Below are 17941 nucleotides of genomic sequence, written 5' to 3'. Positions count from 1 at the left end.
GGCTCCATAATATCTATAGGGGATTTACCCACTACAAATATTATAGAGCCTAAAATCCATGACCGCAAAAACGATCATGGATTTTTCTTATTTTCCTAAACAGAATTGGCTAAAGAGTTGGGTAATGAGTTCATCTGGAGCAGCATCACCTGTGATTTCTCCGAGAATTTCCCAAGTACGAGTCAAGTCAACTTGAAGCAAGTCAACAGGCATCCCCAGTTCAAGACCTTCATTAACAGCTTGCAAACTTTCAACGGCCTTCTCAATTAAGGAAATGTGACGGGCATTTGACAAGTAAGTAGCATCTTGCTCAACCAAACCAGCATTTTCGAAGAAGAGGTTGTTGATTCTCTCTTCAATCTGATCTATATTTTCGTTTTTAAGGACTGAAATACGAATAACATCTTTAGGTAGTTCCGAAGTCTCAATCGTTTCAGGCAGATCGGTTTTATTAAGAAGAATAATGCGGTTTGTATCCTGACTAATTTCAAGAAGTTGTCTGTCTTGAGCAGTCAGTGGTTCACTGGCATTTAGCACCAGTAGAACCAAGTCGGCTTCCTTAAGGGCTTTTTTTGAACGCTCAACACCGATTTGTTCAACGATATCATCCGTTTCACGAATACCAGCTGTGTCAATCAATTTTAGAGGAACACCGTTGATGTTGACGTATTCTTCAATGACATCTCGAGTAGTACCAGCAATATCTGTAACGATAGCCTTGTCCTCACGCAAGAGGTTGTTGAGAAGGCTTGATTTCCCAACGTTGGGACGGCCGATGATTGCTGTAGAAATTCCTTCACGAAGGATTTTACCACGACGGGCTGTTCTAAGGAGATTGGTTAGCAATTGCTCAAACTCCATAGTCTTCTCACGGACAACAGCAGTAGTCGCTTCCTCAACATCGTCATACTCAGGATAGTCGATATTGACCTCAACTTGGGCAAGTGTGTTAAGGATTTCTTGACGGGTATTATTGATAAGATCAGAAAGGGAACCATCTAATTGTTTGACCGCAATGTTCATGGCCTTGTCAGTCTTGGCGCGGATGATATCCATCACTGCCTCGGCCTGTGTCAAATCCACACGACCGTTTAGAAAGGCACGTTTGGTAAATTCACCAGGTTCTGCCAACCGAGCCCCTTCACGGATAGCTAGCTGGAGAATCTCATTGGTCACCGCAATCCCACCGTGAGTGTTAATCTCGATAATATCCTCACGAGTGAAGGTTTTTGGAGATTTCATAGCCCCAACCATGACTTCGTCCATGACTTTACCAGTCAGAGGATCAATAATGTGACCGTAGTTGAGAGTGTGACTGGCAACCTTGTACAAGTCTTTTCCTTTAAAAATCTTTTGCGCAATAGCAAAACTTTCTGTTCCGCTCAGGCGGACAATACCGATGGCTCCTTCGCCTAGTGGAGTAGAGATAGCAGAGATGGTATCAAATTCACGTGTAATCATAATGTTTCCTTTAATTAATAGCTCTTTTCTTAGAAATTTTTCCAAGTCTCTTTTCAAATTGTAACAAATTTGAACTATTTCTTCAATGGATGCTACTTGGAGATTGAAAAAGCCTAAGCATTTCTGCTTAAGCTAGCTTATTTGGTGCGCATTTCCCCTTGTGGGAAGTAGGTTCCTTCTGGCATGTCGTTGATGATGACATGAACAGCTGATTGAGGGGCTCCAGTGTTGCGAACAACAGCTTCTGTTACTTCCTTAGCAAGAGCTTTCTTTTGCTCGAGCGTGCGTCCTTCAAATAAATCGATGCGTACAAATGGCATAATGGCTTCCTCCACTAGTTTTGATTTCTTCTATTTTACCACATTTTGCCGTTTAAAGCTTAAGAAAATTATGATATACTAGAATGTAGCAAAAATTTAGAAATGGACGTGAAGCAAGAAACATGGCACAGTTGTATTATCGTTATGGGACCATGAACTCTGGTAAGACGATTGAGATTCTCAAGGTGGCCTATAACTATGAGGAGCAAGGAAAAGGTGTTGTGATTATGACCTCGGCTCTGGATACGCGTGACGGTGTTGGCTATGTGTCGAGTCGAATCGGTATGAAACGCCCAGCTCTTGCAATTGAGGAGACGACGGATATCTTTGGCTATATCCGAGACCTACCAGAAAAGCCTTACTGTGTTTTGGTCGATGAAGCCCAGTTTCTCAAACGTCATCATGTTTACGACCTAGCTCGTGTTGTGGACGAGTTAGATATACCCGTCATGGCTTTTGGCTTGAAAAATGACTTTCGCAATGAACTGTTCGAAGGTTCCAAGTATCTCTTGCTCTTAGCAGACAAGATTGACGAAATCAAGACCATCTGTCAGTATTGCAAGAAAAAGGCGACTATGGTTTTGCGAACACAGGATGGACTGCCCGTTTATGATGGTGAGCAGATCCAGATCGGTGGAAATGAAACCTATATCTCAGTTTGCCGTAAACATTATTTTGCGCCAATGATAACCTCTAACAAGGAGCGAAACTATGACAATTGAACTAAGAGATGTTACAATGGAAAATTATTTTGATATTTTGAATTTGGATGTCAAGGAATATCAAAAACAATTCATTGCAACCAACGCAATTAGTTTAGCTGAAGCATACGTCTACACTAAAAATGGAGATTTTGTAGCTCCATTGGCAGTTTATGATAATGATGCAATTATAGGTTTTGTGATGATAGCTTATGATAAAAAAATCGGAATTAGTAGTGGAAATTATTTACTATTTCGTTTTATGATTGATAAGAATTTTCAAAATAAAGGATATTTTAAACCAATTATGGATAAAGTACTAGACTATGTTCGAACAGCGCCAGCAGGTTTAAGCAATAAACTTTGGTTGTCTTATGAACCAGAAAATGAACATGCAAGATATTGTTACCTCAGTTATGGATTTAAAGAAACTGGGGAAATATCCGAGAACGAAGTAGTAGCAATCTATGATTTAACAATTGAGAAATAAGGAGAAAAAATGAACATCTATGATCAACTACAAGCTGTAGAAGACCGTTATGAAGAATTAGGAGAATTGCTGAGTGACCCGGATGTGGTCTCTGACACCAAACGTTTTATGGAGCTTTCAAAAGAAGAAGCTTCAACTCGTGATACAGTAACAGCCTACCGTGAGTACAAACAAGTCCTTCAAAACATCGTTGACGCTGAAGAGATGATTAAAGAATCAAGCGGAGATGCGGACTTGGAAGAAATGGCCAAGCAAGAACTCAAAGATGCCAAGGCTGAAAAAGAAGAATACGAAGAAAAACTGAAAATCTTGCTCCTTCCAAAGGATCCAAACGATGACAAGAATATTATCTTAGAAATTCGTGGAGCAGCTGGGGGAGACGAAGCAGCACTTTTCGCCGGAGACCTTCTAACTATGTACCAAAAGTATGCGGAAGCCCAAGGCTGGCGCTTTGAAGTCATGGAGGCTTCTATGAATGGTGTTGGTGGTTTCAAAGAAGTAGTTGCTATGGTTTCGGGTCAATCTGTATACTCTAAACTTAAGTATGAGTCTGGAGCCCATCGTGTGCAACGTGTCCCTGTGACAGAAAGCCAAGGTCGCGTACATACTTCGACAGCAACAGTCCTTGTTATGCCTGAAGTCGAAGAAGTAGAATACGATATCGATCCAAAAGACCTTCGTGTCGACATCTATCACGCCTCTGGTGCTGGTGGACAGAACGTCAATAAGGTTGCTACTGCCGTTCGTATCGTTCACTTGCCAACCAATATCAAGGTTGAGATGCAGGAAGAACGTACTCAACAGAAGAACCGTGAGAAAGCCATGAAAATCATCCGTGCGCGTGTTGCTGACCACTTCGCACAAATTGCACAAGATGAACAAGATGCTGAGCGTAAGTCGACAATCGGTACTGGTGACCGTTCAGAACGGATTCGTACTTATAACTTCCCACAAAACCGTGTCACAGACCACCGTATCGGCTTGACTCTCCAAAAACTAGATACCATTTTGTCTGGTAAATTGGATGAAGTTGTGGATGCCTTGGTGCTCTATGACCAAACGCAAAAATTAGAAGAATTAAATAAATAATGAAATTAGCTCAATTATTTTCAGATTTTGAAGAAGAATTGATAAGACAGGGAGAGGAAGCAGAAAGCCTCTCTTTTGTCTATCGTAGCCTGAAAAATCTTTCTTTTACGGACTTTGTTTTTGCCCTTCAGCAGGAAGTGACGGAAGAGGAAGAAGTGTTTGTAAAAGGAATTTTCCAACAGTTAGCAGCTCATAAACCGGCACAGTACATCATTGGACAGGCAGATTTTCATGGAATGCAGTTAAAAGTTGATGAGCGAGTATTGATCCCTCGTCCAGAAACAGAGGAGTTGGTGGAGCTTATCCTGGCTGAAAATCCTGAGACGAATCTTTCAGTTCTGGATATTGGAACAGGTAGTGGAGCTATTGCTCTCGCCTTAGCAAAAAACAGACCAGATTGGTCAGTGACAGCAGCAGATATTTCCCAAGATGCTTTAGATGTAGCTAATGAAAATGCTAAAAATCAAAATCTTCAAATATTTTTAAAAAAATCTGACTGTTTTACAGAAATTTCTGAAAAATATGATATAATTGTTTCCAATCCACCCTATATCTCTCGTGAAGATGTGTCAGAGGTCGGCTTGAATGTTTTGCATTCGGAGCCTCATCTAGCTCTCTTTGCAGACGAGGATGGCCTAGCTATTTACCGTAGAATTGCGGAAGATGCAAAAGACTATCTCAAAGACGGTGGTAAGATTTACCTTGAAATTGGATACAAGCAAGGTCAAAGTGTTCCTGAACTTTTTAGTAAGCATCTTCCTGAAAAACGTGTAAGAACACTTAAGGACCAATTTGGTCAAGATAGGATGGTCGTGGTTGATGATGGACAGGATTAGACAAGAGTTGGAAAATGGTGGAGCTGTCGTTCTACCTACAGAGACAGTTTACGGTCTTTTTGCCAAGGCTCTAGACGAAAAAGCAGTTAATCATGTATACCAGATTAAACGTCGTCCCAGGGACAAGGCGCTCAATCTTAATATCGCCTCTCTAGAGGACATTTTGTACTTTTCTAAGAATCAGCCAACTTATCTTCAAAAACTTGTAGAGACCTTTTTACCAGGTCCCTTAACCATTATTCTCGAAGCTAATGACAGAGTTCCCTATTGGGTCAATTCTGGTCTTGCAACTGTTGGATTTCGGATGCCTAGTCATCCCATTACCCTTGATTTGATTCGAGAGACGGGGCCCTTGATTGGACCGTCTGCCAATATTTCAGGTCAGGCAAGTGGAGTAACCTTTGAACAAATTCTGAAGGATTTTGACCAAGAGGTTCTGGGTCTGGAAGACGATGCTTTTCTAACTGGACAGGATTCAACTATTTTGGATTTGTCGGGAGACAAGGTGAAAATCTTACGCCAAGGGGCCATTAAGCGAGAAGATATTCTTGCTCGGTTGCCAGAGATTTCTTTTGAGGAGGAATGAGATGCTCAGAAATTTAAGAGAAACTGATGTGAAAGCTATATGTGATATCAACCAAGAGGCTTTGGGCTATTCTTTTAGTTCAGAGGAAACGGCTAGTCAATTAGCCAGACTATCTCAGGATTCCCATCATTTCCTTCTTGGCTATGAGGATGAAGCTAGTCATGTCTTACTTGGCTATGTCCACGCTGAGGTCTATGAATCACTTTATTCTAAAGCAGGATTTAATATTTTAGCCTTAGCAGTTTCACCTCAAGCGCAAGGTCAAGGTATTGGTAAAAGCTTATTACAAGGGTTGGAAGAAGAAGCAAAAAGACGTGGTTACGGGTTTATCCGCTTAAACTCAGCCGATCATCGTCTGGGAGCTCATGCATTTTATGAAAAAGTTGGTTATACTTGTGATAAAATGCAGAAACGGTTTATTCGCATATTTTAGTTTGATTTTCTAATAAGAAAATTAAACTAATGGACTAGTCACACTATAAAGGAGAAGACCTATGATTTTTGACAAAGATGATTTTAAAGCATACGATGCTGATCTCTGGAATGCTATTGCCAAAGAAGAAGAACGCCAACAAAATAACATTGAGTTGATTGCTTCGGAAAACGTAGTTTCCAAGGCTGTTATGGCAGCTCAAGGGTCTATCTTGACGAATAAATACGCCGAAGGTTACCCAGGACGCCGTTATTATGGTGGAACTGATGTGGTAGATGTGGTAGAAAGTCTAGCTATTGAACGTGCAAAAGAAATTTTCGGCGCTAAATTCGCTAATGTCCAACCTCACTCAGGAAGCCAAGCTAACTGTGCGGCTTACATGGCCTTGATTGAGCCAGGTGATACCGTTATGGGGATGGATTTGGCAGCAGGTGGACACTTGACCCACGGAGCTCCTGTTAGCTTCTCTGGTCAAACCTACAACTTTGTTTCTTATAGTGTGGATCCTGAAACTGAACTCTTGGACTTTGATGCTATCTTGAAACAAGCCCAAGAAGTAAAACCAAAATTGATCGTAGCAGGTGCTTCAGCCTATTCTCAAATTATCGACTTTTCAAAATTCCGTGAAATTGCTGATGCTGTTGGAGCTAAACTTATGGTAGATATGGCTCATATCGCTGGTTTGGTTGCAGCTGGTCTTCACCCAAGCCCAGTGCCATACGCTCACATCACGACAACAACGACCCACAAAACCCTTCGTGGACCACGTGGTGGTTTGATTTTGACCAATGATGAAGACTTAGCTAAGAAAATCAATTCAGCTATTTTCCCTGGTATTCAGGGTGGTCCTTTGGAGCACGTTGTGGCGGCTAAAGCTGTTTCCTTCAAAGAAGTTTTGGATCCAGCCTTCAAGGAATATGCTGCCAATGTCATCAAGAACAGCAAGGCTATGGCAGATGTCTTCTTGCAAGACCCTGATTTCCGTATCATTTCTGGCGGAACTGAAAACCACCTCTTCCTAGTGGATGTGACTAAGGTTGTAGAAAACGGAAAAGTTGCTCAAAACTTGCTGGATGAAGTCAATATTACCCTAAATAAAAACTCAATCCCATACGAAAGCTTGTCACCATTCAAGACAAGTGGGATTCGTATCGGAGCAGCAGCCATTACTGCACGTGGATTTGGTGAAGAAGAAAGTCGCAAAGTGGCTGAACTTATCATTAAAACTCTTAAGAATGCGGAAAATGAAGCTGTCTTAGAAGAAGTGAGGAGTGCAGTTAAAGAATTGACAGATGCCTTCCCATTATACGAGGACTAAAACTTTTATGGACATTTATATTAAGAAAGCTATTATCCATCAGTTTAGCCCGGATGATACCGAGCTGTTTCTAGCGGATAAGTTTCTCAATATTACTCCAAAAATCGAAGAATACCTGCGGAAAAAAATTGAACGTGTGTATTCAGATGAAGCCAAGACTGGGATTTTCGAGGAAGAAAATCCCTTCTTCAATCACATCACAGACGATTTGTTGGAGACATCAGTAACACTGGCTAATCTCTGGAAAGAAGAGTTCAGTATTTCTGAAAATCTCAAGACCAATGACTTGATTTTTGTGCAATTTTCTAAAGAAGGCGTAGAACATTTCGCTTTCTTACGAATTGCCCTGCGTGAGACCCTGACCCACCTCGGAGGAGAAGTTGATAATCCAATCAAGCTGACTCAGAATAACCTGCCTGGATTTGGAACGGGTGCTGATGAGGCCTTGGTGGTCAATCTTCAGAGTCGCAAGTACCATCTGATTGAAAAACGCATCAAGTACAATGGGACTTTCTTGAACTATTTTTCAGACAATCTTCTTGCCGTTTCCCCTAAGATTTCTCCAAAGAAATCCATCAAGGAACTGGAAAAAACGGCCCAGAGAATTGCTGAGACTTTTAACACAGATGATTTTCAATTTCAATCTAAGGTCAAATCAGCGATTTTCAACAACCTAGAAGAAAGCAATGAATTATCACCTGAAAAATTGGCCAACGACCTTTTTGACAACAATCTGACGGCTCGTTTGAGCTTTATTGACCAAGTCAAAGAAGCCGTACCAGAGCCTGTTCAATTTGATGAAATTGATGCCAGTCGTCAGCTTAAAAAATTTGAAAACCAAAAACTTTCTTTGTCAAATGGAATTGAGCTCATCGTTCCCAATAACGTCTATCAAGACGCCGAGTCTGTTGAGTTTATCCAAAACGACAATGGAACCTATTCTATCTTAATCAAAAATATCGAGGATATCCAAAGTAAATAATGTTTAAACGAATTCGAAGAGTGCTTGTGCTAGCAGTCTTCCTTTTTGCTGGCTATAAAGCTTACCGCGTTCACCAAGATGTCAAGCAAGTCATGACCTATCAACCCATGGTGCGAGAAATCTTGAGTGAAAAAGACACCCCAGCAAACGAAGAGCTTGTGCTCGCTATGATTTATACCGAAACAAAAGGAAAAGAAGGCGATGTTATGCAGTCCAGTGAGTCTGCAAGTGGTTCCACCAACACCATTAATGATAATGCGTCAAGCATTCGGCAAGGTGTTCAAACTCTGACAGACAATCTCTATCTGGCCCAAAAGAAGGGTGTTGATGTCTGGACGGCTGTTCAAGCCTATAATTTTGGACCTGCCTATATCGATTTTATCGCCCAAAATGGTAAGGAAAACACCTTGGCTCTGGCCAAACAGTACTCTCGTGAGACTGTTGCTCCCTTGCTTGGTAATTCCACTGGAAAGACTTATAGTTATATTCACCCTATTTCCATTTTTCACGGTGCCGAACTCTATGTAAATGGAGGAAACTATTACTATTCTAGACAGGTGCAACTCAACCTTTACATCATCAAATGTTTCACTCTCTTTTCGACATCTGGCTAGTCCAGGTGTTTTTATTATAAGTTTTCTTTAAGATAGATATATTACTCTAGAAAGGTAAAGGAGGAAATTCCCTATGAGAAAGAAACTCTTTCTGACCAGTGCTGCGGTCTTGTGGGCAGTAACAGCTATGAATAGTGTCCATGCAGCAACAGATGTTCAAAAAGTCATCGATGAAACCTATGTCCAACCTGAATATGTCCTAGGTTCTTCATTGTCTGAAGATCAAAAAAATCAAACTCTAAAAAAACTAGGCTACAATGCCTCAACAGACACCAAAGAACTCAAGACCATGACACCTGATGTCTATTCTAAGATTATGAATGTTGCCAATGACTCTAGCTTACAATTGTATTCATCAGCCAAGATTCAAAAGCTAGGTGACAAGTCGCCACTTGAGGTCAAGATTGAAACACCAGAAAACATTACTAAGGTGACGCAGGATATGTACCGCAATGCGGCCGTAACTTTGGGTGTGGAACACGCCAAAATTACTGTAGCAGCACCTATTCCAGTTACAGGTGAGAGTGCCTTAGCAGGGATTTACTATTCACTTGAAGCTAATGGAGCCAAGGTGCCACAAGCCAACAAAGATTTGGCTCAAGAAGAGTTGAAGGCTTTGTCCGATATCAATGCTGAAAACAAGGACAAGTCAGGCTATGATGCTAATAAATTAAACGTTGCCCTAGCTGATATCAAGTCAGGACTCGCCAAAGCTAAAGAAAGCAAGGGAAATCTGACGGAGGAAGATGTCCGTAAAATCGTTGAAGATACCTTAAAAAATTATAAACTGGATCAGGTTATAACAGGAAACCAAATCAATATCATCATCAATTTTGCTTTGAATCTATCGAAGAGTGATATCCTCAGCAATGCAGACTTCACTAAAACCCTGAATGACCTTAAACAAAGTATTGTTTCACAAGCTGGCGACAGTTTTAAAAATATCAATCTTAACTTTGATGCTGATAAGGCGCTAGAGGACGGCGGCAATTTCCTAAGCTCCCTCTGGCAAGCCATTGTCAACTTCTTCAAGAGTTTTGGTTCTTAAGAAAAATCATGGTATAATAGATGGTAACCGTAACGTTGCCGTCTTTTTTGTCGGTCAATAGAAAGAGAAGAGAATGTTAAAGAAAAATGATATTGTAGAAGTTGAAATTGTTGACTTGACCCATGAAGGTGCAGGAGTGGCCAAGGTAGATGGTTTGGTATTTTTTGTTGAAAATGCTTTACCGAGTGAAAAAATCCTCATGCGTGTTCTCAAGGTTAATAAAAAGATTGGCTTTGGGAAAGTTGAAGAATACCTTGTCCAATCACCACACCGTAATCAAGATCTAGATTTGGCTTACCTGCGTTCAGGAATCGCGGATTTAGGTCATCTTGCCTATCCAGAACAGCTCAAATTTAAAACCAAGCAAGTTAAGGATAGTCTATATAAGATTGCTGGAATTGATGATATAGAGGTTGCTGAAACTTTAGGTATGGAACATCCAGTCAAGTACCGCAATAAGGCGCAGGTCCCTGTTCGTCGTGTGAATGGTGTCTTGGAAACAGGATTTTTCCGTAAGAATTCGCATGACCTCATGCCTCTAGAAGATTTCTTTATCCAAGATCCTGTGATTGATGAGGTAGTAGTAGCTCTACGTGACTTGCTCCGTCGTTATGACCTGAAACCTTATGATGAAAAGGAACAAGCTGGCTTGATTCGAAACCTTGTGGTACGTCGTGGGCATTACTCAGGACAAATCATGGTTATTTTGGTAACAACCCGTCCAAAGATTTTCCGTGTGGAACAATTGATTGAACAATTAATCAAGCAGTTCCCAGAGATTGTGTCTGTTATGCAAAATATTAATGACCAGAACACTAATGCTATTTTTGGTAAGGAATGGCGTACGCTTTATGGTCAAGACTATATTACCGACCAAATGTTGGGAAATGACTACCAAATCGCTGGTCCCGCTTTTTACCAAGTCAATACTGAAATGGCGGAGAATCTCTATCAAACAGCTATTGACTTTGCAGCATTAAAATCAGATGATGTGGTTATTGATGCCTACTCTGGTATCGGGACGATTGGCCTCTCTGTTGCGAAACATGTCAAGGAAGTTTATGGTGTTGAAGTGATTGCAGAAGCGGTTGAGAATAGCAAAAAGAATGCTCAGCTGAACAATATTTCAAACGCCCACTATGTCTGTGACACAGCTGAAAATGCCATGAAGAATTGGCTCAAGGAAGGAATTCAACCAAGTCTTATCCTAGTGGACCCACCAAGAAAAGGACTCACCGAGAGCTTTATCAAAGCTAGTACCCAAACAGGAGCAGACCGCATCGCCTATATCTCCTGCAATGTCGCTACTATGGCGCGTGATATCAAACTCTACCAAGAGTGGGGATATGAATTGAAGAAAGTCCAACCGGTGGATCTTTTTCCACAAACACATCACGTGGAGTGTGTAGTGTTGCTACAACGAAAAAAAGGGTGAAAATCCTTGATTTTAAGCTATTTTACAAGCATTTTGTCTTTGTAGATAAAGGCAATTTTGACGTCAGAAAAGTCCTAAAAAGGCACATAGATGTATATGTATTTGTAGATGTCGTTTGCGCATCGGAAAAATGAATACAACAATAAATATTTATCTAAAGAGAGAACAATTGTATATTGTTCTCCTTTTTTTATTTTCAGGAGGGAAAATGACAAAAGAATTACAATCATCACGCTATATTGTCATTTCATTTTTAGTACGTGAAATGGGAATTGACATTGTTGAAGCCATATCTCTTATGGCTGAATTGGAAAAAAGTGGCTTGGTTCGCTTGGAATCAAGCGGAGATTTAACACTCAAAGAACTTGGAGGTGAGCTATGAAACGAATTACCGCAAATCAATACCAAACTTCAGAACGATATTACAAATTACCTAAAATTCTTTTTGAGGATGAGAAATATATGGATATGAAACTAGAAGTAAAGGTGGCTTATTCTATTTTAAAAGATCGTTTAGAATTATCTCTTAGTCGTGGTTGGATAGATGAAGAAGGAGCAGTCTATTTAGTATTTTCTAATTCTAAACTGATGAGGCTGTTAGGTTGTTCGAAGTCAAAATTACTGTCCATCAAAAAAATTCTTAAAGAATATGACCTAATTGATGAAGTCCAACAGTCTTCAAGTGAGAAAGGAAGACTAGCTAATAAGATTTATTTAGGGGAATTATCTTCTACCCCAGTAGGTAATTCAAACAGGGCTAGTGTTAAAAAAAGACTAGGGCAGGTTGAAAATGAAACGGCCCCCGTCTCATTTTCAGCCCCTAGTGAGACTGAAGTTAGTGAGACTAAATATAGTGAGACTGATTCTTTATTTATTGAGGATGAGGAGGATAGGAATACTAAACCTATCTTGAAAAGAAAAGTAGAAAAGGTCACAAAATATGATCGAGATTATATTTGGGGATTGGTACAAGATCAATTTAGACGAGAAGGTTTTTCTGAAACAGCCAGTGAAATTGCTATGACGGATTTTGAGAGAATCTATCAGTATGCTCTTGACAATGTTCGCTTTGTTAGACGTGCGGAAGTGCTTGCTGAATTTGTGTTTAATGGTCTATATTCCGTTTGGAACAACCGTGTTAGAAAAGGAGGTGGTTAAAATGTCGCCAATCGAGTGGATATTAGTTATGCTTATTGTCATTTCAAGTGGTGTGACTATTCGGACATTGATAGTCGATCAGAAAGGGGTGATAAAGAAATGAAATTTATTGATTTATTTTCAGGTATCGGTGGTTTTCGACTAGGAATGGAAAGTGTCGGACACGAGTGTATTGGATTTTGTGAGATTGATAAATTTGCTAGAGAATCTTATAAGTCCATTTTTCAAACGAAAGGAGAAATAGAATTTCATGACATACGAGATGTTTCAGATGACGAATTTAAAAAACTTAGAGGGAAAGTCGATGTCATCTGTGGGGGATTCCCTTGTCAAGCATTTTCAATCGCAGGAAGACGATTGGGATTTGAAGATACTAGAGGAACTTTGTTCTTTGAAATTGCTCGGGCGGCCAAACAAATCCAACCACGTTTTCTTTTTCTTGAAAATGTTAAAGGCCTACTCAATCACGATAAGGGACGGACGTTCACCACAATCCTTACCACACTTGATGAGTTGGGGTTTGATGTTGAGTGGCAGGTGCTTAACAGTAAGGATTTTGGCGTTCCCCAAAACAGAGAGAGGGTGTTTATTATCGGACATTCTAGAAAGAAAGGTACCAGACTCTTATTTCCTTTCAGACGAGAAGGTCAAGCAACTAACTCTGAGACTTTGAAAGCACTAGGGAATTTGAATCCATCAAGAAGTGGAATGAGTGGTAAAGTCTATTATTCAGAAGGTCTTGCGCCAACCTTAGTTCGTGGAAAAGGAGAAGGATTTAAAGTTGCGATTCCTTGCATTACACCAGACAGATTAGAAAAGAGACAAAATGGTAGACGTTTCAAGGATAATCAAGAGCCAATGTTTACTTTAAATACTCAGGATCGCCATGGTATTGTCGTTGTTGGAGATTTACCAACTAGTTTTAAGGAAACTGGTCGCGTCTATGGAAGTGAGGGCTTATCTCCAACACTGACTACAATGCAAGGTGGAGATAAAATCCCCAAAATACTAATTCCAGAACCAATCCAATTTCTAAAAGTACGGGAAGCAACGAAAAAAGGATATGCTCAAGCAGAAATTGGGGATTCAATCAATTTAGAAAGACCAAGTTCTCAGTATCGTCGTGGTAGAGTTGGAAAAGGTATAGCGAATACGTTAACAACTAGTGGGCAAATGGGAGTAGTAGTTGCTAGCTATGAAGGAGAAGATAAGCAAGTTTATCATGTAGCCGGTGTCTTAATAGATGGACAATTTTACCGTTTGAGAATACGACGAATCACTCCTAAAGAGTGTTTTCGCCTGCAGGGTTTTCCTGATTGGGCTTTTGAAGCTGCTAGAAAAGTCTCTAGTAATAGTCAGCTCTATAAACAAGCTGGTAATAGTGTAACCGTTCCTGTGATTGCCGCAATCGCAAAGAAATTAAAAGAAATAGAGGAAAAAGATGAAAGCATTAAATAAAGAGTCAATACTATATTGTGATGAATTAGAAACAGAATTACATGATGCAGAAATGATGCAATTGGATGAACAAATATTTTTGATGCCCAATTATCCATGTGAGTTTGAAGTAAAATTTTTAGATTATTACCATAAAAAACACAATTACCCACTATTTTATGAATCCTATCTTCAAAACATTATGGAATTCCTTGAAAGTCAGGATATAAAGAACGGAGCTGATGCCTTTGTAGATGATAATCATAATCTTGTTTTTGTTTTATATGGGCAAGGCTATCGAGCCGAGGGAAAAGAGGGAATACTTACAACCCAAGTAACTGTAAAAGCTTATGATGAAGACAAGAAATCAGTTAACTTCTCAAATTTATTAGATTCCTTAATCGTTTCAGAATATCAAATGGAACCGAATCTTTGGGAGGTCTCCCATGATTGATCTCTATCTAAGTAAAAATAGCCAAAGAAATCAACTTCTTTTAGACTTCTTCCAAAACTATGGCATCGAGGTATCTTGTCATTCAGTTTCTGAAATGACAAAGGACAAATTAATTGAGATGATGAGCTATTCTTCAGATTGTTTCGAGTTTTTATCTCCAAATTTATTACGTTTTAAGAATCGAGATAACCTAAAATTAACAGATTTCATCGAAATGATATTAAAAAATCCTGAACTAACCATCAGACTTCCTCTTGCGGTTTCAAATAAGCGAGTTTATCCAAATCTGAATCTGGAGGAGGCTAGAGCTTTATTGCCAAGAGATACGAAACAATTGATTTACATGGCACAAACACATTATTTATCTAACTAAAGGAGAAGCAATATGGCTGAACGATTTTGGGAGAACTTGTCCATTATTTTGGCTGAAAGAAATATTAGCTGGATTGAGTTAACCAGAAAAATGTTTGCGGGAGAGTTTCACTATCCAAGTGAATTGAATCGTCTGTATCAAAAGATTCGCCACTATAAGATGGAACAACGAATGCCTCAAAGTCCATGGGTAGAAAGGATTGTGCAGGTATTAGATTTAGATTATGAAGATTTATTTCGGAGGTAACTATGAAAAGAATAATTCCAGTTTATATATTCCAACAAGTTAATGTCCTATTGCTATCCCTATACTTACTGAAATTGCTTTGTATCGGTGAGTTAACTATACTACAGATTTTTTATTGTGCGTCGCTCATTTCTTTTTTATGGATGTATGGTCAACGTAAACAAGCGCATAAAATCGATATGAAATCTAGGATGAAATGGCTTGGTATTGGATTAGCTAGCCTAATGATTATAAGTCTATGTTTTAGCCTAATCCATGCTCAAGGAACCACGAATCAAGCAAACTTAATTGGCCTTCAACATCAAGTTCCTTGGTTTTCATTTTTATTGTTTTTAATCAATGCGAGTATGGTTGAAGAATTTCTGTATCGAGAAATTTTATGGAACTTGGTTAGAAAATTAGATATTCGAGTTGCTTTGACAAGTGTTTTGTTCGCCTTAGCTCATCATCCAGGAACCATTCTAGCTTGGTGTTTATATGTTTCATTGGGGATGTTTTTAGGTATGGTGCGCTATAAATCTGACTTATGGGGCAGTATGGGGCTACATTTGGTGTGGAACCTACTAGCTTATAGTTTGCTGCTTTTTTAAAATAGGTGACCTGATTTATTTAGGTAGCTTCTAAATCTAACTTCCAGTTTCCCACAATCCGTCCTCTTTTTTGGACAGTTGCTACAGACAATGGGAGTTATTTTGAGAAGTTACGAATGTTATATATTATTAAAATAAATCCAAAAAACTATTGCATAACAGATAAAAAAATGATATAATTAAAGCGCTTTCGGAAGTAAATAAATTAGTGAGGTGAAAACCATGAAAAAATCAGCAAAAGTTGTTTTATTAGCTAGTTTGTTATCTATTGGTCTTTTTCAGTCTAGTGTATCTGCTGAGAGTGTTCTTAAAAGTTATCGGTATGATTGGAATCTCTTCTATAGGTATAGTATGAATTACCATTTACATAGATATAAGGTCATTCCGGAATGGTCTCATTATTATAGCTATTCTGAGTATAAAGTTGGTTATGGCTGGAATTTCGATCGTTATGAGGTCATAAACAACTATACTGGAGGTTATTAATCCTTAAAGAGTGAGAAAAAGGAGGGCTGGATATGTTAACTCTTACTCATGTTACCTTAAAAACGCGACAAGTCATCTTGCAAGATGCGGATTTCACCTTTAAAAAGGGTAGGATTTATGGCCTTCTTGCTATCAATGGCTCTGGGAAGACGACCCTATTCCGAGCTATGAGCAAGCTGCTTCCCCTTAGTAGTGGACATATCGCAGCCTCTCCTTCTTTATTTTATTATGAGAGCGTTGAATGGTTGGATGGAAACTTAAGTGGGATGGACTACCTTTGTCTCATAAAAAATATCTGGAAGTCAGACCTAAACTTGAGGGATGAAATCACCTACTGGGAAATGTCTGACTATATCAGCCTTCCCATCCGCAAGTATTCCTTAGGGATGAAGCAACGCTTGGTGATTGCCATGTATTTCCTGAGTCAAGCGAAATGCTGGCTCATGGATGAGATTACCAATGGTTTAGACGAGTATTATCGACAGAAGTTTTTTGATAGATTGGCACAAATCAATAGGCAAGAACAGCTGGTTCTTTTGAGTTCCCACTACAAAGAGGAGTTAGTGGAGATTTGCGATAGCATGGTAACCATTCATCAGGGGCAGATAGAAGAGGTTTAGTTTATGAAAGATGTTAGCCTATTTTTGTTAAAGAAAGTTTTCAAAAGTCGTTTAAACTGGATTATCTTACTTTTATTTGCATCTGTACTCGGTGTTACCTTTTATTTCAATAGTCGGACTGCAAACTCATTCAGCTTGGAGAGCAGGTTGGAAACTCGTATTGCAGCCAACGAGAGAGCTATCAATGAAAATGAAGAGAAGCTCTCCCAAATGTCTGACACCAGCTCGGAGGAATACCAGATTGCTAAAAGTGATTTAGACTTGCAAAAAAATCTTTTGACGCGAAAGACAGAAATTCTGACTTTATTAAAAGAAGGGCGCTGGAAAGAAGCCTACTATTTGCAGTGGCAAGATGAAGAGAAGAATTATGAATTTGTATCAAATGACCCGACTTCTAGCTCTGAATTAAAAATGGGGGTTGACCGTGAACGGAAGATTTACCAAGCCCTGTATCCTTTGAACATAAAAGCACATACTTTGGAGTTTCCTACCCACGGGATTGATCAGATTGTCTGGATTTTAGAGGTAATCATCCCAACCTTGTTTGTGGTTGCTATTATTTTTATGCTAACACAACTGTTCGCAGAAAGATATCAAAATCATCTCGATACAGCTCAGTTATATCCTTTTTCAAAAGTGACATTTGCCATGTCCTCTCTTGGAGTTGGAGTGGGATATGTAACTGTGCTGTTTATCGGAATCTGTGGATTTTCTTTTCTAGCGGGAAGTCTGATAAGTGGTTTTGGACAGTTAGATTATCCCTATCCAATCTATAGCTTAACGAATCAAGAGGTGACTATTGGAAAAATACAAGATGTGTTATTTCCTAGCTTGCTCTTAGCTTTCTTAGCTTTTATCGTCATTGTGGAAGTCGTCTACTTGATTGCTTACTTTTTCAAGCAAAAAATGCCTGTCCTCTTTCTTTCCCTCATTGGGATTGTTGGCTTGTTGTTTGGTATCCAAACCATTCAGCCTCTTCAGAGTATTGCCCATCTGATTCCCTTTACTTACTTGCGTTCAGTAGAGATTTTATCTGGAAGACTACCTAAGCAAATTGATAATGTCAATCTAAATTGGAGCATGGGGATGATCTTACTTCCTTGCCTGATTATCCTTTTGTTAGTGGGGATTCTATTTATCGAAAGATGGGGAAGTTCACAGAAAAAAGAATTTTTTAATAGATCCTAGCTTTCCTATAGGGAAAATAAGTAAAAACTAACATAGAGAGGGAATCAACTTGATTCTCTCTTTTTGATGCGGACAT

At 39.4% G+C, this 17941-nt stretch carries 23 protein-coding genes; 21 read left to right on the top strand and 2 right to left on the bottom strand.

The window, feature by feature from the left end:
• Positions 1 to 87: 87 nt before the first annotated feature.
• Both mnmE and RYK12_RS03935 read right to left on the bottom strand, forming a co-directional pair.
• A complete protein-coding gene (gene mnmE, locus RYK12_RS03940; protein WP_314847093.1) occupies positions 88 to 1461 on the bottom strand; it encodes a tRNA uridine-5-carboxymethylaminomethyl(34) synthesis GTPase MnmE in 1374 nt (457 codons plus the stop codon).
• 137 nt (positions 1462 to 1598) lie between these two features.
• The gene (locus RYK12_RS03935; protein WP_001117401.1) at positions 1599 to 1781 is read right to left on the bottom strand and encodes a 4-oxalocrotonate tautomerase; all 183 of its coding nucleotides are present in this window, start codon (positions 1779 to 1781) and stop codon (positions 1599 to 1601) included.
• 122 nt (positions 1782 to 1903) lie between these two features.
• Here RYK12_RS03935 and RYK12_RS03930 point away from each other — a divergent pair, with 122 nt between their 5' ends.
• From RYK12_RS03930 to RYK12_RS03830, 21 genes are all read left to right on the top strand, one after another.
• Positions 1904 to 2503: a thymidine kinase gene (locus tag RYK12_RS03930; RefSeq protein ID WP_314847087.1), complete on the top strand. Its 600-nt coding sequence runs from the start codon at positions 1904 to 1906 to the stop codon at positions 2501 to 2503.
• A complete protein-coding gene (locus RYK12_RS03925; protein ID WP_314847084.1) occupies positions 2493 to 2972 on the top strand; it encodes a GNAT family N-acetyltransferase in 480 nt (159 codons plus the stop codon). Before RYK12_RS03930 ends, RYK12_RS03925 begins: the two co-directional genes overlap by 11 nt.
• Positions 2973 to 2981: 9 nt before the next feature.
• Complete coding sequence (gene prfA, locus RYK12_RS03920) at positions 2982 to 4061, top strand: peptide chain release factor 1 (RefSeq protein WP_001028819.1); 1080 nt, start codon at positions 2982 to 2984, stop codon at positions 4059 to 4061.
• Positions 4061 to 4897: a peptide chain release factor N(5)-glutamine methyltransferase gene (gene prmC, locus RYK12_RS03915; protein WP_314847082.1), complete on the top strand. Its 837-nt coding sequence runs from the start codon at positions 4061 to 4063 to the stop codon at positions 4895 to 4897. The genes prfA and prmC overlap by 1 nt, the downstream gene beginning before the upstream one ends.
• Positions 4881 to 5483, top strand: a complete 603-nt coding sequence (locus RYK12_RS03910; RefSeq protein WP_314847079.1) for an L-threonylcarbamoyladenylate synthase — start codon at positions 4881 to 4883, stop codon at positions 5481 to 5483. Before prmC ends, RYK12_RS03910 begins: the two co-directional genes overlap by 17 nt.
• A 1-nt stretch (position 5484) precedes the next feature.
• Complete coding sequence (locus tag RYK12_RS03905; protein WP_314847077.1) at positions 5485 to 5916, top strand: GNAT family N-acetyltransferase; 432 nt, start codon at positions 5485 to 5487, stop codon at positions 5914 to 5916.
• 61 nt (positions 5917 to 5977) lie between these two features.
• The gene (glyA, locus tag RYK12_RS03900; RefSeq protein ID WP_261027217.1) at positions 5978 to 7234 is read left to right on the top strand and encodes a serine hydroxymethyltransferase; all 1257 of its coding nucleotides are present in this window, start codon (positions 5978 to 5980) and stop codon (positions 7232 to 7234) included.
• A 7-nt stretch (positions 7235 to 7241) separates the two neighbouring features.
• Positions 7242 to 8216, top strand: coding sequence for a nucleoid-associated protein (locus RYK12_RS03895; protein ID WP_185757721.1), 975 nt, complete (start codon positions 7242 to 7244; stop codon positions 8214 to 8216).
• Positions 8216 to 8830 carry a cell wall hydrolase Pmp23 gene (gene pmp23, locus RYK12_RS03890; RefSeq protein ID WP_045611714.1) on the top strand — a complete coding sequence of 205 codons (615 nt, stop codon included), beginning with the start codon at positions 8216 to 8218 and terminating at the stop codon, positions 8828 to 8830. Before RYK12_RS03895 ends, pmp23 begins: the two co-directional genes overlap by 1 nt.
• A gap of 73 nt (positions 8831 to 8903) precedes the next feature.
• The gene (locus tag RYK12_RS03885; RefSeq protein WP_001227769.1) at positions 8904 to 9878 is read left to right on the top strand and encodes a DUF1002 domain-containing protein; all 975 of its coding nucleotides are present in this window, start codon (positions 8904 to 8906) and stop codon (positions 9876 to 9878) included.
• Positions 9879 to 9951: 73 nt separating this feature from the next.
• Positions 9952 to 11313, top strand: coding sequence for a 23S rRNA (uracil(1939)-C(5))-methyltransferase RlmD (rlmD, locus tag RYK12_RS03880; protein WP_314847073.1), 1362 nt, complete (start codon positions 9952 to 9954; stop codon positions 11311 to 11313).
• Positions 11314 to 11521: 208 nt separating this feature from the next.
• Positions 11522 to 11695, top strand: a complete 174-nt coding sequence (locus RYK12_RS03875) for a hypothetical protein (protein ID WP_084924384.1) — start codon at positions 11522 to 11524, stop codon at positions 11693 to 11695.
• The gene (locus RYK12_RS03870; protein WP_084924385.1) at positions 11692 to 12471 is read left to right on the top strand and encodes a replication initiator protein A; all 780 of its coding nucleotides are present in this window, start codon (positions 11692 to 11694) and stop codon (positions 12469 to 12471) included. The genes RYK12_RS03875 and RYK12_RS03870 overlap by 4 nt, the downstream gene beginning before the upstream one ends.
• A gap of 99 nt (positions 12472 to 12570) precedes the next feature.
• Positions 12571 to 13929 (top strand): DNA (cytosine-5-)-methyltransferase, encoded by a 1359-nt coding sequence (dcm, locus tag RYK12_RS03865; protein ID WP_084924387.1) that lies wholly within the window; start codon positions 12571 to 12573, stop codon positions 13927 to 13929.
• Positions 13913 to 14362: a hypothetical protein gene (locus RYK12_RS03860; protein ID WP_042751129.1), complete on the top strand. Its 450-nt coding sequence runs from the start codon at positions 13913 to 13915 to the stop codon at positions 14360 to 14362. The genes dcm and RYK12_RS03860 overlap by 17 nt, the downstream gene beginning before the upstream one ends.
• Positions 14355 to 14735, top strand: a complete 381-nt coding sequence (locus RYK12_RS03855) for a hypothetical protein (RefSeq protein WP_000566543.1) — start codon at positions 14355 to 14357, stop codon at positions 14733 to 14735. The genes RYK12_RS03860 and RYK12_RS03855 overlap by 8 nt, the downstream gene beginning before the upstream one ends.
• Positions 14736 to 14747: 12 nt before the next feature.
• Complete coding sequence (locus RYK12_RS03850) at positions 14748 to 14981, top strand: hypothetical protein (protein WP_000840776.1); 234 nt, start codon at positions 14748 to 14750, stop codon at positions 14979 to 14981.
• Positions 14982 to 14983: 2 nt separating this feature from the next.
• Complete coding sequence (locus RYK12_RS03845; RefSeq protein ID WP_084924388.1) at positions 14984 to 15571, top strand: CPBP family intramembrane glutamic endopeptidase; 588 nt, start codon at positions 14984 to 14986, stop codon at positions 15569 to 15571.
• A 222-nt stretch (positions 15572 to 15793) separates the two neighbouring features.
• On the top strand, positions 15794 to 16057 hold the full coding sequence (locus RYK12_RS03840) for a hypothetical protein (RefSeq protein ID WP_314847060.1): 264 nt from the start codon (positions 15794 to 15796) through the stop codon (positions 16055 to 16057).
• Between the two features lie 32 nt (positions 16058 to 16089).
• Positions 16090 to 16677 carry an ATP-binding cassette domain-containing protein gene (locus RYK12_RS03835; RefSeq protein WP_084924391.1) on the top strand — a complete coding sequence of 196 codons (588 nt, stop codon included), beginning with the start codon at positions 16090 to 16092 and terminating at the stop codon, positions 16675 to 16677.
• A 3-nt stretch (positions 16678 to 16680) separates the two neighbouring features.
• Complete coding sequence (locus RYK12_RS03830; protein ID WP_049535367.1) at positions 16681 to 17865, top strand: hypothetical protein; 1185 nt, start codon at positions 16681 to 16683, stop codon at positions 17863 to 17865.
• Positions 17866 to 17941: the final 76 nt, after the last annotated feature.

It is taken from the genome of uncultured Streptococcus sp. (assembly GCF_963518475.1).
GTDB lineage: Bacteria > Bacillota > Bacilli > Lactobacillales > Streptococcaceae > Streptococcus.
Note: the sequence above shows the minus strand (reverse complement) of the source record. Positions and strands in the feature narration are given on the sequence as shown.

Coding starts and splice junctions, on each gene's coding strand:
- RYK12_RS03935 (WP_001117401.1), bottom strand. CDS start 1,781: ATGCCATTTGTACGCATCGATTTATTTGAAGGACGCACGCTCGAGCAA.
- RYK12_RS03845 (WP_084924388.1), top strand. CDS start 14,984: ATGAAAAGAATAATTCCAGTTTATATATTCCAACAAGTTAATGTCCTA.
- RYK12_RS03885 (WP_001227769.1), top strand. CDS start 8,904: ATGAGAAAGAAACTCTTTCTGACCAGTGCTGCGGTCTTGTGGGCAGTA.
- RYK12_RS03895 (WP_185757721.1), top strand. CDS start 7,242: ATGGACATTTATATTAAGAAAGCTATTATCCATCAGTTTAGCCCGGAT.
- RYK12_RS03870 (WP_084924385.1), top strand. CDS start 11,692: ATGAAACGAATTACCGCAAATCAATACCAAACTTCAGAACGATATTAC.
- RYK12_RS03925 (WP_314847084.1), top strand. CDS start 2,493: ATGACAATTGAACTAAGAGATGTTACAATGGAAAATTATTTTGATATT.
- dcm (WP_084924387.1), top strand. CDS start 12,571: ATGAAATTTATTGATTTATTTTCAGGTATCGGTGGTTTTCGACTAGGA.
- RYK12_RS03835 (WP_084924391.1), top strand. CDS start 16,090: ATGTTAACTCTTACTCATGTTACCTTAAAAACGCGACAAGTCATCTTG.
- RYK12_RS03855 (WP_000566543.1), top strand. CDS start 14,355: ATGATTGATCTCTATCTAAGTAAAAATAGCCAAAGAAATCAACTTCTT.
- RYK12_RS03830 (WP_049535367.1), top strand. CDS start 16,681: ATGAAAGATGTTAGCCTATTTTTGTTAAAGAAAGTTTTCAAAAGTCGT.
- RYK12_RS03905 (WP_314847077.1), top strand. CDS start 5,485: ATGCTCAGAAATTTAAGAGAAACTGATGTGAAAGCTATATGTGATATC.
- RYK12_RS03910 (WP_314847079.1), top strand. CDS start 4,881: ATGATGGACAGGATTAGACAAGAGTTGGAAAATGGTGGAGCTGTCGTT.
- rlmD (WP_314847073.1), top strand. CDS start 9,952: ATGTTAAAGAAAAATGATATTGTAGAAGTTGAAATTGTTGACTTGACC.
- RYK12_RS03850 (WP_000840776.1), top strand. CDS start 14,748: ATGGCTGAACGATTTTGGGAGAACTTGTCCATTATTTTGGCTGAAAGA.
- mnmE (WP_314847093.1), bottom strand. CDS start 1,461: ATGATTACACGTGAATTTGATACCATCTCTGCTATCTCTACTCCACTA.
- RYK12_RS03840 (WP_314847060.1), top strand. CDS start 15,794: ATGAAAAAATCAGCAAAAGTTGTTTTATTAGCTAGTTTGTTATCTATT.
- RYK12_RS03875 (WP_084924384.1), top strand. CDS start 11,522: ATGACAAAAGAATTACAATCATCACGCTATATTGTCATTTCATTTTTA.
- glyA (WP_261027217.1), top strand. CDS start 5,978: ATGATTTTTGACAAAGATGATTTTAAAGCATACGATGCTGATCTCTGG.
- pmp23 (WP_045611714.1), top strand. CDS start 8,216: ATGTTTAAACGAATTCGAAGAGTGCTTGTGCTAGCAGTCTTCCTTTTT.
- prfA (WP_001028819.1), top strand. CDS start 2,982: ATGAACATCTATGATCAACTACAAGCTGTAGAAGACCGTTATGAAGAA.
- RYK12_RS03930 (WP_314847087.1), top strand. CDS start 1,904: ATGGCACAGTTGTATTATCGTTATGGGACCATGAACTCTGGTAAGACG.
- prmC (WP_314847082.1), top strand. CDS start 4,061: ATGAAATTAGCTCAATTATTTTCAGATTTTGAAGAAGAATTGATAAGA.
- RYK12_RS03860 (WP_042751129.1), top strand. CDS start 13,913: ATGAAAGCATTAAATAAAGAGTCAATACTATATTGTGATGAATTAGAA.